This window comes from Shinella zoogloeoides (assembly GCF_003574625.1).
In the GTDB taxonomy this organism is placed as follows: Bacteria; Pseudomonadota; Alphaproteobacteria; order Rhizobiales; family Rhizobiaceae; genus Shinella; species Shinella zoogloeoides_A.
In genome coordinates this window covers 191,745-205,788 of the sequence record NZ_QNUJ01000007.1, presented here as the reverse complement: position 1 = coordinate 205,788, position 14,044 = coordinate 191,745, and the positions used below count along the sequence as shown (strand labels likewise).

Below are 14,044 nucleotides of genomic sequence, written 5' to 3'. Positions count from 1 at the left end.
GATGGGGAGAGGGAGAGGCAATGTTGCGGCTTGTCCCTTCTCCCCGCCTGCGGGGAGAAGGTGGCCGGCAGGCCGGATGAGGGGCTTGCCGGACGCGGACCTATCAGCCGGCGGTCTTGGCGAAGCGGGCGAGCAGGTCGTTCGCTTCGGTCTCGATCGTCTTCAGGGCTTCCTCGACCGAGGTTTCGCCGGCGAAGATGCGGCCGTATTCGCGTTCCATGATTTCACGGATCTGCGGGTAGAAGCCGAGGCGGTAACCCTTCGACCATTCGCCCGAGGGCAGCATGAGCTGCTGGATGCCGACTTCGGCGACCGGCTTCTCCTTGTAGTAGCCTTCGGACTTCGCCAGCTCGTAGGCCGCCTTGGTGATGGCGACGTAGCCGGTGGCCTCATGGTAGAATTTCTGCACTTCCGGCGAGGTCAGGAACTGGAAGAAGTCGGCCGTGCACTTGTTCTCGGCTTCCGGCTTGCCGGACATGGCGAAGAGGGCCGCACCGCCGATGAAGGTGTTGGTGCCGGCGCCCTTCACACTCTGCCAGTAGGGCAGGAAGGTCGCGGTGAACGGCTTCTGCGCGGTCTTCTGGAGGCCGCCGAACGAACCCGAAGAGCCGATCCAGAAGGCGGCCTTGCCGTCTTCGAAGAGCTTCTGGTTGTCGTTCCAGCCGGCGCCGTAGTAGCCGAAGTAGCCTTCGTCAGCCCAGGCCTTGAGCTTGGTGAACATCATGACGAGGTTCGGGTCCGTCATGTTGATCTTGGTGTCGGCGACCGAGTCGTAGCCGTTGTTGTTCGTCGCGAACTGGATGTTGTGGCGCGAGAAGAAGTTTTCCGTGAACTGCCAGGTGAGCTGCGACTGCACGAGCGGCAGGTAGCCGGCTTCCTTCAGCTTCGGGGCGATCGCCTCGAACTCTTCCCAGGTCTTCGGCGCTTCGACGCCAACCTTTTCGAGCGCTTCGGTGTTCACATACATGATCGGCGCCGAAGAGTTGAACGGCATGCCGACGAACTTGCCGTCAGGAGCGGCGTAGAAATAGCGCACGCCCTCGATGAAGGCTTCGCGGTCGAACTTGTAACCGGCCTGGGTGATCAGGTCCTCGGCCGGGATGACCGCGCCCGGAGCATTGATGATCGTCGCCGCGCCGGCGTCGAAGACCTGCAGGATGTTCGGCTGTTCGCCCGAACGGAAGGCCGCGATGCCGGAAGCGAGCGCTTCCTCGTAGGTGCCCTTGGAAACCGGCGTGATGGCGCAGGCCGACTGGGCGTCGTTGAACTTCTTGGCGACTTCGTTGATGACCTCGCCGTTGCGGCCGGCCATGCCGTGCCACCAGGTGATGTTGGTGGCGGCCATCGACGTCGTGGCGGAAATTGCGAGTGCGAAACCTGCGAGGGAAAGCGGCTTGAACATGAGTTGCTCCTCTTCACCGGATTTGGTGTGAGGGGTGCACTAAGGGCGGCCGATGACAGACGCGTTACGCTTTCATGTCAGTTTCGTTACATTTTCTTTTCAATCAAAACGCATCCGGAAGGTGTTTCGGAAGCCGCCAGGGCAGGACCGCAACAATATCATATCGTAAGGACAAGCGATGGGCGGCCGGCTGGCGGGAAAGCCAGATCTCGCTCGCCGCGCGGATGCGTTGCTGCGCGGTTCCGGTGACGGCGAAGACGGCGCTGTCGACATCGCGGCGGGCTTTCACCTCCACGCAGATGACGAGATCGCCGCGCCGGGCGACAATGTCGATCTCGCCCAGTTTCGTGCGGTAGCGGATGGCGCGGATGCGGTAGCCCTTACAAAGAAGATAGAGCGCGGCGAGATATTCGGAGACGTGCCCCCGGCGGAAAGCTTTCAGCCGGTTCGGGTCCGCCGTCCTATTGCCCATCGGCGTCCTTCAGGTCGAGAAGGCGCTGGTAGAGGTCCTTGCGCGGCAGGCCGGTCTGGCGCGCCGCCTCGGTCGCCGCCTTGCCGGTCGACATGTCCTTTGCGAGCATCGTCAGCAGCCGGTCGACATCCTCCGCGTCCGGCGCGGCCGCCTCACCCGGCGGGCCGATGACGAAGACGATCTCGCCCTTGACGGAAGCGCCGTCGCCATAACGGGCGGCGAGCTCGCCCAGCGTGCCGCGGCGGAATTCCTCGAAGGTTTTCGTGAGTTCCCGGCAGACGCAGGCCGCGCGCGCCTCGCCTAGCACATCGGCGGCGGCGGCGACCGTCGCGGCGATGCGGTGCGGCGATTCAAAGAAGAGGAGCGTTGCCGGAACAGTCGCCAGTTCCGCGAGGCGGTCGCGGCGCGCCTTGTCCTTGGACGGCAGGAAGCCGGCAAAGAAGAAGGCGTCGTTCGGCAGGCCCGAGCCGACGAGGGCTGCGAGCGGGGCGGATGCGCCGGGGATCGGCACGACCCGGTGGCCGGCCGCGATGGCAAGCAGCGCGAGCCGATAACCGGGATCTGAGACGAGCGGCGTGCCCGCATCGGAGACGAGGGCGACGGATTTTCCGGCTTCGAGTGCGGCGATCAGGCGGGGGCCTGCCTCGTCCGCATTGTACTCGTGATAGGCATAGGGACGGTTGACGATGCCGTAGCGGTCGAGCAGCACGCGGGTGACGCGCGTGTCCTCACAGGCGAGCACATCCGCGCCGGCCAGTGTTTCCAGCGCGCGCAGCGTGATGTCGGAGAGATTGCCGATGGGCGTTGCAACGAGATAGAGCGCCGGCTCCAGCGGCCGGGCGGGGATCACGGCATTGTGGAGGCGGAAGCTTTTCGCGCCATCCCCTGCCCCGCTTGCCAAGCCTTCATCCCGCATCGTCAGTCCCTTTCCGGCCACGGATGGCCGCACTTTTCCCTCCTTATGGGCGAGCGCGGATGCCCCCGCAAGGTCCGGCGGTTGACTATCGTGTGTGCTGCGCCGTTAGCACTTGCAATCGGGCCGGAACTTCTGCCATTTTGCCCGTCCACATCTTCCGGCACCTGCCGGACCTTCAAGGCAATGCCGCGCCGGGTTCCGGCGGGCTAGCGGTCGAAAGCGGTACAGTTCCATGCGCATTACTCTCGAGCGGTCCAATCTTCTGAAGTCGCTGAACCACGTCCATCGCGTGGTCGAACGGCGCAACACGATCCCGATCCTCTCGAACGTGCTGCTGCGGGCCGACGGCGCCAGCCTCGACATGAAGGCGACCGACCTCGACCTCGAGATCACCGAGGCGACGCCGGCGCAGGTGGAACAGGCCGGCGCGACGACCGTTCCCGCCCATCTCCTCTACGACATCGTGCGAAAACTCTCCGACGGTTCGGAAGTGCTCTTGGCGACGAGCGCCGACGGCGCGTCGATGACGGTCGCCTCGGGCCGCTCGAAGTTCTCGCTGCAGTGCCTGCCGCAGTCCGACTTCCCTGACCTTACCGCCGGCAGCTTCTCGCACACGTTCCGCCTCAAGTCGACGGACCTCAAGATGCTGATCGATCGCACTCAGTTCGCGATCTCGACCGAGGAAACCCGCTATTACCTCAACGGCATCTTCATCCACACGATCGAGAGCAAGGGCGACCTGAAGCTGCGCGCCGTCGCCACCGACGGCCATCGCCTGGCCCGCGCCGACGTGGACGCCCCCTCGGGCTCCGAGGGCATGCCGGGCATCATCATTCCGCGCAAGACGGTCGGCGAACTCCAGAAGCTGGTCGATAACCCCGACCTCACCGTGACCGTGGAAGTGTCGGACGCCAAGATCCGCTTCACCATCGGCTCCATCGTACTGACCTCCAAGCTGATCGACGGCACCTTCCCGGATTACCAGCGCGTGATCCCGACCAACAACGACAAGGAACTGAAGATCGACTGCCAGTCCTTCGCGCAGGCCGTCGACCGCGTTTCCACCATTTCCTCCGAACGCGGCCGCGCCGTGAAGCTGGCGCTGACCGAAGGCCAGCTGACGCTCACCGTCAACAACCCGGATTCGGGCAGCGCGACGGAAGAACTGGCGGTCGGCTACGAGAACGATCCGCTGGAGATCGGCTTCAACGCGAAATACCTGCTCGACATCACCGCGCAGCTTTCCGGCACGGAAGCCGTCTTCATGCTGGCCGATCCGGGTTCGCCGACGCTGGTGCGCGACCTTGCCGGCGACGATGCGCTCTACGTGCTCATGCCGATGCGCGTATAGTCCGGCCGTCGCGGCATCGGGAACCGTTCGAGGAACCCGCCGGTCGCCCGGCGGGTTCTTTTTTGCAAAAGGCAATACCGCCATCTTCGAGAAACTTGCCGGTGGCGGCGCAATCAGACTTGTTTTTGACGCAAACCGCGTCACATATTCGGCGGGGCCGAACCATGCGGACGGGATGAAACCTGCCGCCGGCCTCGGAAATGCTACCATGAAGGGGGAGACGACATGACGTTGCGCGTGAAGGTGAAGGAACGGCTCGGCAGGAAATTCGACGACGAGATCCGCTTCTTCAAGGGCTGGGTGAGCAACACCAAGGCGGTCGGCGCCATCATCCCGACATCCTCCGTCACCGCGCGCCGCATGGCGAGCGTCGTCAACCCGGCCTCGGGCCTGCCCGTCCTCGAGCTCGGTCCCGGCACCGGCGTCATCACCAAGGCGATCCTGCAGGCCGGCATCACGCCGGACAAGCTGACCTCGGTGGAATTCTCGACGGATTTCTACAATCACCTTGTCGAGCGCTTTCACGGCGTCAACTTCATCAACGGCGATGCCTTCGATCTCGACAGGACGCTCGGCGAGCTGCGCGACGCCACCTTCGACAGCGTCATCTCCGCCGTGCCGCTGCTGAATTTCCCCATGCACCGGCGCGTCGCGCTGATCGAGGACCTGCTCGCCCGCATCCCCGCCGGCCGGCCGGTGGTGCAGATCTCCTATGGCCCGCTCTCCCCCGTCGTCGCCATGCCGGATCGCTACCAGATCACCCATCTCGACTTCGTCGTGCGCAACATCCCGCCGGCGCAGCTCTGGACCTACCGCCGCACGCACTGAGCGGCGGCGATGTTCGCGCTCTACATCACCCATCCGCAGGTCGCCATCGACCCGGCCGTGCCGGTGCCCGACTGGGGCCTTTCCGAGCGCGGCCGGGAACGCGCCGCGCTTGCCGCCTCCACCGATTGGGCGCAGCAGATCGGCCGCTTCGTCGCGAGCACGGAGCGCAAGGCCATCGAGACGGCAGAGATTCTGTCCGCCGGCCGCCTTCCCGTGGAAACCGATCACGCCATGGGCGAGAACGACCGCTCCGCCACCGGCTTCCTGCCGCCGGACGCCTTCGAAGAGGCCGCAAACTGGTTCTTCGCCCACCCGCAGGAAAGCTTTCACGGATGGGAACGGGCGATGGATGCGCAGGCGCGCATCGTCGCCGCCATCGAGCGGGTGCTCGCGACCCATGACCCGACCCTTCCGATCGCCTTTGTCGGCCATGGCGGCGTCGGCACGCTGCTGAAATGCCACCTCGGGGGCACTCCCATCCGCCGCGACCACGACCAGCCGGCGGGCGGCGGCAATCTTTTCGCTTTCCGTCTTGCGGACCGCAGCGTCACATGCGACTGGACGGCAATGGAATCTTGGAAAGGGATGTGACCATGTCCGCGCGCGACCGCCTGATCGTTGGCCTCGATGTACCGACCATCGCGGAGGCGGAAAAGGTGGTCCGGACGCTCGGCAGCACCGCCCTCTTCTACAAGATCGGCTACCAGCTCGTCTTTGCCGGCGGGCTGGAATTCGCCCGCGACCTTGCCAAGGACGGCAAGAAGGTCTTCCTCGACATGAAGCTGCTCGACATCGACAACACGGTGGCCAAGGGCGTCGAGAACATCGTGAAGATGGGCATGTCCATGCTGACGCTGCACGCCTATCCGAAGGCGATGGCCGCCGCCGTTTCCGCGGCGAAGGGCTCGGACCTCTGCCTGCTCGGCGTCACGGTGCTGACCTCCATGGACGCCAAGGACGTCATCGACGCCGGCTATGAATACGATCCGCACACGCTGGTGCTGCGCCGCGCCGAACAGGCGCGCATCGCCGGCATGGGCGGCGTGGTCTGCTCGGCCGAAGAGGCGAGCGCCGTGCGCAAGGTCGTCGGTTCCGACATGGCGATCGTCACCCCCGGCATCCGCCCCGCCGGTGCCGAGCTCGGCGACCAGAAGCGCGTGATGACGCCCGCCGATGCGCTGAAGGCCGGCTCCAGCCACCTCGTCGTCGCCCGCCCCATCGTCAAGGCCGCCGATCCGCTTGCGGCCACAAAGGCGATCCTCGCCGAGATGGATGGCGCGCTTACAGCATAACAAGAGGGAGACAGACATGCCCAAGGGTTACTGGATTGCACAGGTCGATGTGCGCGATCCCGAGCGCTACAAGGACTATGTGGCCGCCGCCAAGCCGGCCTTCGAGAAATACGGCGCGAACTTCATCGCCCGCGGCGGCGCCTTCGCGCAGTTGGAAGGCCGCGTGCGCGCCCGCAACGTGATCATCGAGTTCCCCTCGCTGCAGGCCGCCGTCGACTGTTACAACTCGCCGGAATACCAGATCGCCGCCGCGATCCGCCAGGAAGTGGCGGATGCGGAGATGGTGGTCGTCGAAGGCCTCTGAGCCCCCGGCCGCAAGCCCTTGCAAAACCGGCATGAGAGACGCTTCGCCGCGCTTCACCTTGCCGGTTGTTTGGGCTATGTAGGCCCTACCTACCTATCCTAGTCTTCAGGAGCAGCCTCATGACCTTGTCCAACCTTCCGCCGCTCGTCACCGTCTTCGGCGGCTCGGGCTTCGTCGGGCGTCATGTGGTGCGCGCGCTGGCGCGCCGCGGCTACCGCATCCGCGTCGCCGTGCGCCGCCCGGACCTCGCCGGCTTCCTGCAGCCGATCGGCGGCGTCGGCCAGATCTCCTTCGTCCAGGCGAACCTGCGCTACCGCCAGTCCGTCGACCGCGCGGTCGAAGGCTCCGACCATGTCGTCAACTGCGTCGGCGTGCTCTTCGAGACCGGCCGCAACACCTTCGACGCCGTTCAGGATTTCGGCGCCCGCGCGGTGGCCGAGGCCGCCCGTGCCGTCGGCGCGAAGCTCACCCACATCTCCGCCATCGGCGCGGACGAGAATTCCCCGTCGACCTATGCGCGCACCAAGGCGCGCGGCGAGGCGGCGGTCATGCGCACCGTGCCGGACGCCGTGATCCTGCGCCCGTCCATCGTCTTCGGCCCGGAAGACGGCTTCTTCAACAAGTTCGCCGAGATGTCGCGCTTCGCGCCGGCCCTGCCGCTCATCGGCGGCGGCCACACGAAGTTCCAGCCGGTCTATGTGAACGACGTCGCCGAAGCGGTCGCCCGCTCGGTGGACGGCACGATCGGGCGCGGCCGCGTCTATGAGCTCGGCGGCCCGGAAGTGCTGACTTTCCGCCAGTGTCTCGAAACGATGCTGCGCATCGTCGACCGCAAGCGCCCGCTCGTCGCGCTGCCCTTCGGCATCGCCTCGCTGATCGGCTCCATCGCCTCGCTGATCCCCTTCGTCAAGCCGCCGCTGACCTCCGACCAGGTGAAGCTGCTGCGTTCGGACAACGTAGTTTCCGAGGCTGCCCGCAAGGAAGGCCGCACGCTGGAAGGCCTCGGCGTCGAGCCGGTCCTGGCCGAAGCGATCCTGCCGAGCTATCTCGTGCGCTACCGCCCGCAGGGCCAGTTCACCAAGATCGACCGCACGGCCTGATCGCCCCTTTTGGAAATGCAGAACCGGCCGCCGCGGGAGGCTTTCCGCGGCGGCCGGTCCGTTTTTTTCAAGGCGCTTCGGCCTGCTGTTGCACTTATGCAGCGGTTCAAAAAAGCGTTGCGGCATTTACGCCCGATTCAGCATGTCGCGATATTGATTGTAACGGGACCTGCGAATAAACACCGCCCCCGCCGCGTCATGCAAAAGAGACGGACACGGCGCATTTCAGCACTTCAAGAGGCTTCCGGCGCAAATGGGCAAGGCAATTGCAATCTTCTTCGGATTTTCGGCTCTGATCATCGTGGCCGGGTCCTTTGCCGCGCCCACGACGGTCTCCGCCAGCAAGCACGGCTGCTCGCCGGCCTATGGCGTCGATCCCTGCACGACCGCTTCGGTCAAGTAAGCCCCGGCCAGCCCGTCGGGCCGGCCGAAGCCGGCCTTTCAGCCCCAGATCAGCAGCGCCGCAAGGCCCAGCACGCCGACGACGATCCGCCAGATCGCGAACAGCGTGAAGCCGCGCCGCGAGACGAAGTCGAGCAGCGAGCGCACGACGAAGAGGCCCGCGACGAAGGCGGCGGCAAAGCCGACGCCGATGAGAAGCACGTCGTCGGACGAAAGCGCGTCCCGGTTCTTGTAGAGATCGAGCGCGAAGGCGCCGACCATGGTGGGCATCGCCAGGAAGAACGAGAATTCCGCCGCCGAGCGCTTGTCGGTGCCCATCAAGAGGGCGCCGGCGATCGTCGCGCCCGAGCGCGAGGTGCCGGGGATCATGGCTAGGCACTGGCAGAGGCCGATCTTGAAGGCGAGCGAGGGCGGATATTTCATCGCATCCGTATAGCGCGGCGTCAGTGGCATGCGGTCGATCGCATAGAGGATGACGCCGCCGACGATCAGCACGACGCAGATCAGCATCGGCGTCTCGAAAAGCACCGTCTTGATGAAATCATGCGCCAGAGCGCCGATCACCGCGGCCGGCAGGAAGGCGACGAGGATGCTGATGACGAAGCGCCGCGCCTCCGGGCTCGAGGGCAGCGCGAAGGCGATGCGCAGCAGCTTGGCGCTGTAGACCGACAGGATCGCGAGGATCGCGCCGAGCTGGATCAGCACCGCGAAGGTGTTGCCGGGCGACTTGAAGCCGAGGAAATGCCCGGCGAGCAGGATATGGGCGGTGGAAGAGACGGGGATGAATTCGGTCAAGCCCTCGATTAGGCCGAGAACGAGGGCGCTGACGATGGACTGGTCTGCCATGGATGTTCCTTGGGATGGGAGGAAGGAAAGGCACGAAACGAAACCGGGCATACGGCAAAAAGCCCGATTCGCTTGTGTTTGTACCATCAAATTTCTATAGGTTCGTCAAATCAGCCGTGATCCGGATCTGCGCCGCACGCGCGCCAGGGCCCGGGGCAACCCCTTCCGCAAGACCAGTAAAGCAGCGTCCATGCCCACACTCTATCATCACCCGATGTCCTCTGCCTCCCGCTTCGTCCGGCTGATTCTCGCGGAATACGGCTTCCAGACGGAGCTTGCCGAGGAGCAGCCCTGGGAAAACCGGCGCGACTTCCTGGCGCTCAACCCGGCCGGCACGCTGCCCGTCTATGTCGACGACAGCATGCGGGCGCTCTGTGGCGCGAGTATCATTTCGGAATATCTCGACGAGACGCACGGCGTCCTCAAGCGCGACCGGCGGCTGCTTGCCGAGGACCCGTTCCAGCGCGCGGAAATCCGCCGCCTTACCGAATGGTTCCTTCAGAAGATGGAGCAGGACGTGACGCGGCCCCTGGTGCGCGAGCGCATCTTCAAGCTTCAGATGACCTCCGACCAGGGCGGCGGGCCGCCGGACAGCAAGATCCTGCGCAATTCGCGCGCCAATATCCGCCAGCACATGAAATATCTCTCCTGGCTTGCCGGTTCGCGCACCTATCTTGCCGGCGACCGGCTCAGCTATGCCGACCTTGCCGCCGCAGCCGCCGTCTCCGTTCTCGACTATATGGGCGAGATCAACTGGACGGACGCGCCGCAGGCCAAGGACTGGTACCAGCGGCTGAAATCCCGCCCCTCCTTCCGCCCGCTGCTCGCCGAGCGCGTGCGCGGCGTGACCCCGGTCTCGCATTACGCGGACCTCGACTTCTGAGGATGACGCCATGTCGGGCGACGACAGGCTCCGGCGCCGCCTGACCGACTTCCTCAAGGCGGAGGCGGCGGACAAAGGCTTCGACCTCTGTCGCATCACCGGCCCCGATTCTATTCCCCAGGCGCCGGCACGGCTCGCCGACTTCCTTTCCGCCGGCTACCACGGCACGATGGACTGGATGGCGGAGACGGAGGCGCGCCGGGCCGATCCGCGCGTCCTGTGGAACGACGTGCGCTCCGTCGTCCTCTTCGGCATGAATTACGGGCCGGAGCACGATCCGCGCGCCGTGCTCGCCATGCCGGACCGGGCGGCGATCTCCGTCTATGCGCAGAACCGCGACTATCACGACATCATCAAGGGCCGGCTGAAGGAAGTGGCGACGCGCTTTGCCGCACGCGGCGGGGCGGACGTCAAGGTCTTCGTCGATACCGCACCGGTCATGGAAAAGCCGCTGGCGGCGGCCGCCGGGCTCGGCTGGCAGGGCAAGCACACCAATCTCGTCAGCCGCACGCACGGCTCCTGGCTCTTCCTCGGCAGCCTCTTCACCACCGCCGACCTCCTCCGCGACGAGCCGGAGCGCGATCATTGCGGCTCCTGCCGGGCCTGCCTCGATTCCTGCCCGACCGATGCCTTCCCGGCGCCCTACAAGCTCGATGCGCGGCGCTGCATCTCCTATCTCACGATCGAGCACAAGGGCTTGATCGAGCAGGACATCCGCGAAAGGATCGGCAACCGCATCTATGGCTGCGACGATTGCCTTGCCGCCTGTCCGTGGAACAAGTTCGCCGCGGCCGCCTCCGAGATGAAGCTCGTCGCCCGCGAGGAGCTGAAGGCGCCGGCCATCGCCGATCTCCTTACCTTCGACGATCCCGGCTTCCGCGCCCATTTCTCCGGCTCGCCCGTCAAGCGCATCGGCCGCAACCGCTTCATCCGCAACGTGCTGATCGCCGCCGGCAATTCCGGCGACCGCGACCTTATCCAAACCTGCATCCGCCTTGCCGACGATGCCGCGCCCGTGGTGCGCGGCATGGCCGCATGGGCGCTTTCCCGCCTGATGACGGCTTCCGAATTCGCGGAATTTGCGGCAGGAAGGGCGGACGACGCGGACGAGGACGTGCGCGCGGAATATGCAAGAGCGAAGGCGGAAAGACCATGAAGCACCTCCTGATCCTCGGCGCCGGCTTTTCCGGCAAGGCCATCGGCGAAACCTTCCTGGCCGCCGGCTTCACCGTCTCCGGCACGACGCGCTCGGCGGAGAAGGAGGAGGCGCTGCGCGGCCTCGGCATGACGCCCCTCCTCTTCGACGGCACGATTTCCGCCGACCTTGCCGCCGACATGGCCCGCGCCACCCATGTCGTGCAGTCCATCGCGCCCGGCCGCGACGGCGATCCGCTGTTCCGCGCCGGCGTTCCCCCGCTTTCGCAATTGATGCCGAAGCTCGAATGGGCCGGCTATCTCTCCACCGTCGGCGTCTATGGCGACCACAGGGGCGGCTGGGTCGACGAGGGGACCGCGCTGAACCCCGTTTCCGCCCGCTCCGTCGAGCGGGTCGAGGCGGAGGAGCGCTGGCTCGCCCATGGCGCGGCCTCCGGCCTTCCCGTCGCCGTGCTGCGCCTTGCCGGCATCTACGGGCCGGGCCGCAACGCGCTGCGCAACATGGAGGAAGGCACCGCCCGCCGCCTGATCAAGCAGGACCAGGTGTTCAACCGCATCCGCGTCGAGGATATCGGCCGCTCCGCGCTCTTCCTTGCCGAACGGCATCTCGGTGGCGTCTGGAACATCACCGACGACGAGCCCGGCCCGCCGCAGGACGTGGTCGCGGAAGCCGCCCGGCTGATGGGCCTGCCGACCCCGCCGGACATTCCTTTCGAAACGGCGGAACTTTCTCCCATGGCCCGGTCTTTCTATGGGGAGAACAAGCGCGTCTCGAACGCGAAACTGAAGGCTGCGGGCTTCGAATTCCGCTTCCCGAACTACCGCCAGTCGCTCGCCGAGCTGCTCTCGTCCGGGCGCTGGCGGGGCTGACGGAGGACGGGCCCGCGCGGCCCGTTTTGCGATTTTCTACAACCTTTAATTTATCTGCCCCATTTTCGCCTCCGAATTCCTGCGCAGAAATTGCTAATATTGAAAGTTTTTTCCGAAAATTTGCAGGATTGCCGCACAGACATTCCAACTTCCAAGTCGATCCAGTTTAGCGACTGATTCGCAAGCGCTTTTCCTGCCCCGTTAACCAAGGTTAAAAATCCATCGTGGGCGATGGACTGTATATCGGAGGGCCGCTTGCCGGCACTTGTGGCGGGTTGAGGCACGTTTTCGCCACTTTTGCTTCCTCATAGGGCGATCAACACAGTGGAAAACCGCAACTTTCCCGGAAGGTCGTCCGATACATGATGCTCAAGCTCTCCAGCCTCGCCCTTGCCTCCCTCCTCGCCGCCTCCTCGACATTCGTTACTTTCTCCGAAGCTGAAGCCGCCGGCTGCGGCCGCGCCTCGTGGTATGCGCTGCATTCGCGCACCGCTTCCGGCGAACGGATGAACCCGAACATGCTGACCGCCGCCCATCGGAGCCTGCGCTTCGGCACCAAGGTGAAGGTCACCAATTCGAACAACGGCAAGAGCGTCGTCGTCCGCATCAATGATCGCGGCCCGTTCATCCGCGGCCGGGTGCTCGACCTTTCCAAGGCAGCAGCCTCCAACATCGGCATGATCCGCTCGGGCCACGCCAAGATCTGTTACGAAGTCATCGGCTGACGCTCCGCGGAATCTGCGGCGCCCGGCTTGCCCTTCGCGCATTCCGCCGCTACCACGACGCAAAACGGAGTAGACGGATGCGATTGGGTGGGCGGCTCTCGGGAGCCATCGAGGTTCTGACGGATATCGAGACGCGGCGGCGCCCCGTCGCCGATGCGCTCAAGGACTGGGGCCTTTCCCATCGCTTCGCCGGCTCCGGCGACCGTGCCGCGATCGGCAATATCGTCTACGACGCGCTGCGCATGAAACTGTCGCACGCCTTCCTGATGGACGACGACAGCCCCACCGCCCTCGGCCATGCCGTACTCCTGCGCCAGTGGGGACTTGCCCCCGAGGCGCTGGCCGCCGAATTCGAGGGCGACCGCTTCGCCCCGCAGCCGCTTTCGCAGGACGCGCTTGCCGCCTTCCACGCCCGCGACCTCGCCACGGCCCCGCTCCATGTGCAGGGCGACATTCCCGAATGGATCCAGCCCGCTTTCGAGGCGAACTTCGGCGGTGACTGGTTGGCGGAAGCAAGAGCGCTCGCCGGCCGACCCACGCTGGACCTCAGGGCCAACACGCTCAAGGCCGGTCGCGACAAGGTGCTGAAGGCGCTGGAGCGCAACGGCGCGCTGGCCTCCGCCATCGCAAGGCAGGGCATCCGCATTCCGGCCGGCGAAGGCCCGTCGCGCCTTCCCAACGTCACCGCGGACCTCGCCTTCCAGAAGGGCTGGTTCGAGGTGCAGGACGAGGGCTCGCAGATCGTCGCCGACCTCGTCGTGCCCGGGGAGGGCGAGCAGGTGCTCGACTTCTGCGCCGGCGGCGGCGGCAAGACGCTCGCCATGGCGGCCGCCATGCACAACAAGGGCCAGGTCCACGCCTACGACACCGACCGCAAGCGCCTCGCCCCGATCATCGAGCGGCTGAAGCGCGCCGGCACGCGCAATGTCCAGGTCCACGAGGACCTTGCCGGCCTCGCCCCCATGACCGCACGCTTCGACCGCGTGCTGGTCGACGCACCCTGCACGGGCACCGGTACCTGGCGCCGGCGACCGGACACCAAGTGGCGCCTCACCGAGAAGAACCTCGAGGAACGCCTCGCCCAGCAGCAGGAAGCTCTCGCCAATGCCAGCGCCTTCGTGCGCCCCGGCGGCCGCCTCATCTACGTCACCTGTTCCATCCTGCCGCAGGAGAACGAGGAACAGGTCCACGGCTTCTGCAAGGCCAATTCCGATTTCGAGATCCTGCCCGTCACGGAGACCTGGCAGGCGCTCTTCGGCGCGGACAGGCCGCAGCCCCGCTCACGCGACGGCAGGACCGTGACGCTGACGCCCGCCTCCACCGACACGGACGGTTTCTTCTTCTGCGCCATGGGCCGCAAAGGCTGAATTCCTTGTGCTCCGTCAAAAAGCGGCGCAACAGGTTGAAACCATTCTAAACTATACACTTTGACACCAGTTTTTATTTGGTCCATGACAGCGAGGCCTGAATTACCCGAACCCGGCCGACCGCCGGGCCA

Annotated in this window: 16 protein-coding genes; 12 read left to right on the top strand and 4 right to left on the bottom strand. The window is 65.5% G+C overall.

Translation table 11 applies throughout. The annotated features are described in order from the left end of the window. Positions 1-103 precede the first annotated feature (103 nt). The 3 genes from DSD28_RS15815 to rsmI all read right to left on the bottom strand — a co-directional run bounded on the left by DSD28_RS15815 (position 104) and on the right by rsmI (position 2,790). Positions 104-1,402: an extracellular solute-binding protein gene (locus DSD28_RS15815; RefSeq protein ID WP_119257378.1), complete on the bottom strand. Its 1,299-nt coding sequence runs from the start codon at positions 1,400-1,402 to the stop codon at positions 104-106. A gap of 103 nt (positions 1,403-1,505) precedes the next feature. Then, positions 1,506-1,874, bottom strand: a complete 369-nt coding sequence (locus tag DSD28_RS15810; protein WP_119257377.1) for a YraN family protein — start codon at positions 1,872-1,874, stop codon at positions 1,506-1,508. Then, the gene (rsmI, locus tag DSD28_RS15805) at positions 1,864-2,790 is read right to left on the bottom strand and encodes a 16S rRNA (cytidine(1402)-2'-O)-methyltransferase (protein ID WP_119257376.1); all 927 of its coding nucleotides are present in this window, start codon (positions 2,788-2,790) and stop codon (positions 1,864-1,866) included. Before rsmI ends, DSD28_RS15810 begins: the two co-directional genes overlap by 11 nt. A gap of 232 nt (positions 2,791-3,022) precedes the next feature. Between rsmI and dnaN the strand changes: the two genes are divergently transcribed. The 7 genes from dnaN (at position 3,023) to DSD28_RS25950 (ending at position 8,068) form a co-directional block, all read left to right on the top strand. After that, positions 3,023-4,141 carry a DNA polymerase III subunit beta gene (dnaN, locus tag DSD28_RS15800; RefSeq protein WP_119257375.1) on the top strand — a complete coding sequence of 373 codons (1,119 nt, stop codon included), beginning with the start codon at positions 3,023-3,025 and terminating at the stop codon, positions 4,139-4,141. A 225-nt stretch (positions 4,142-4,366) separates the two neighbouring features. Continuing rightward, positions 4,367-4,969, top strand: a complete 603-nt coding sequence (pmtA, locus tag DSD28_RS15795; protein ID WP_119257374.1) for a phospholipid N-methyltransferase PmtA — start codon at positions 4,367-4,369, stop codon at positions 4,967-4,969. Positions 4,970-4,978: 9 nt separating this feature from the next. Then, positions 4,979-5,560 carry a histidine phosphatase family protein gene (locus tag DSD28_RS15790; protein WP_119257373.1) on the top strand — a complete coding sequence of 194 codons (582 nt, stop codon included), beginning with the start codon at positions 4,979-4,981 and terminating at the stop codon, positions 5,558-5,560. Positions 5,561-5,562: 2 nt separating this feature from the next. After that, positions 5,563-6,261: an orotidine-5'-phosphate decarboxylase gene (pyrF, locus tag DSD28_RS15785; RefSeq protein WP_162911419.1), complete on the top strand. Its 699-nt coding sequence runs from the start codon at positions 5,563-5,565 to the stop codon at positions 6,259-6,261. 16 nt (positions 6,262-6,277) lie between these two features. Then, entirely contained in the window at positions 6,278-6,565 is a 288-nt protein-coding gene (locus DSD28_RS15780) for a DUF1330 domain-containing protein (protein ID WP_119257371.1), read from the top strand. A gap of 119 nt (positions 6,566-6,684) precedes the next feature. Beyond that, the gene (locus DSD28_RS15775) at positions 6,685-7,665 is read left to right on the top strand and encodes a complex I NDUFA9 subunit family protein (protein ID WP_119257370.1); all 981 of its coding nucleotides are present in this window, start codon (positions 6,685-6,687) and stop codon (positions 7,663-7,665) included. Positions 7,666-7,918: 253 nt separating this feature from the next. Next, the gene (locus DSD28_RS25950; protein ID WP_162911418.1) at positions 7,919-8,068 is read left to right on the top strand and encodes a hypothetical protein; all 150 of its coding nucleotides are present in this window, start codon (positions 7,919-7,921) and stop codon (positions 8,066-8,068) included. A gap of 38 nt (positions 8,069-8,106) precedes the next feature. Here DSD28_RS25950 and DSD28_RS15770 read toward each other — a convergent pair whose 3' ends face one another. Beyond that, positions 8,107-8,913, bottom strand: coding sequence for an undecaprenyl-diphosphate phosphatase (locus DSD28_RS15770; RefSeq protein ID WP_119257369.1), 807 nt, complete (start codon positions 8,911-8,913; stop codon positions 8,107-8,109). Positions 8,914-9,103: 190 nt separating this feature from the next. On the opposite strand from DSD28_RS15770, the gene DSD28_RS15765 reads away from it, so the two are divergent. From DSD28_RS15765 to DSD28_RS15745, 5 genes are all read left to right on the top strand, one after another. Continuing rightward, positions 9,104-9,796, top strand: coding sequence for a glutathione S-transferase family protein (locus DSD28_RS15765; protein WP_119257368.1), 693 nt, complete (start codon positions 9,104-9,106; stop codon positions 9,794-9,796). A 10-nt stretch (positions 9,797-9,806) separates the two neighbouring features. Then, positions 9,807-10,952 carry a tRNA epoxyqueuosine(34) reductase QueG gene (queG, locus tag DSD28_RS15760; protein ID WP_119257367.1) on the top strand — a complete coding sequence of 382 codons (1,146 nt, stop codon included), beginning with the start codon at positions 9,807-9,809 and terminating at the stop codon, positions 10,950-10,952. Next, positions 10,949-11,821 (top strand): SDR family oxidoreductase, encoded by an 873-nt coding sequence (locus DSD28_RS15755; protein WP_119257366.1) that lies wholly within the window; start codon positions 10,949-10,951, stop codon positions 11,819-11,821. Before queG ends, DSD28_RS15755 begins: the two co-directional genes overlap by 4 nt. A 365-nt stretch (positions 11,822-12,186) precedes the next feature. After that, positions 12,187-12,546 carry a septal ring lytic transglycosylase RlpA family protein gene (locus DSD28_RS15750; protein WP_119257498.1) on the top strand — a complete coding sequence of 120 codons (360 nt, stop codon included), beginning with the start codon at positions 12,187-12,189 and terminating at the stop codon, positions 12,544-12,546. Between the two features lie 77 nt (positions 12,547-12,623). Further along, entirely contained in the window at positions 12,624-13,913 is a 1,290-nt protein-coding gene (locus DSD28_RS15745) for an RsmB/NOP family class I SAM-dependent RNA methyltransferase (RefSeq protein WP_119257365.1), read from the top strand. The last annotated feature ends 131 nt before the right edge of the window (positions 13,914-14,044 follow it).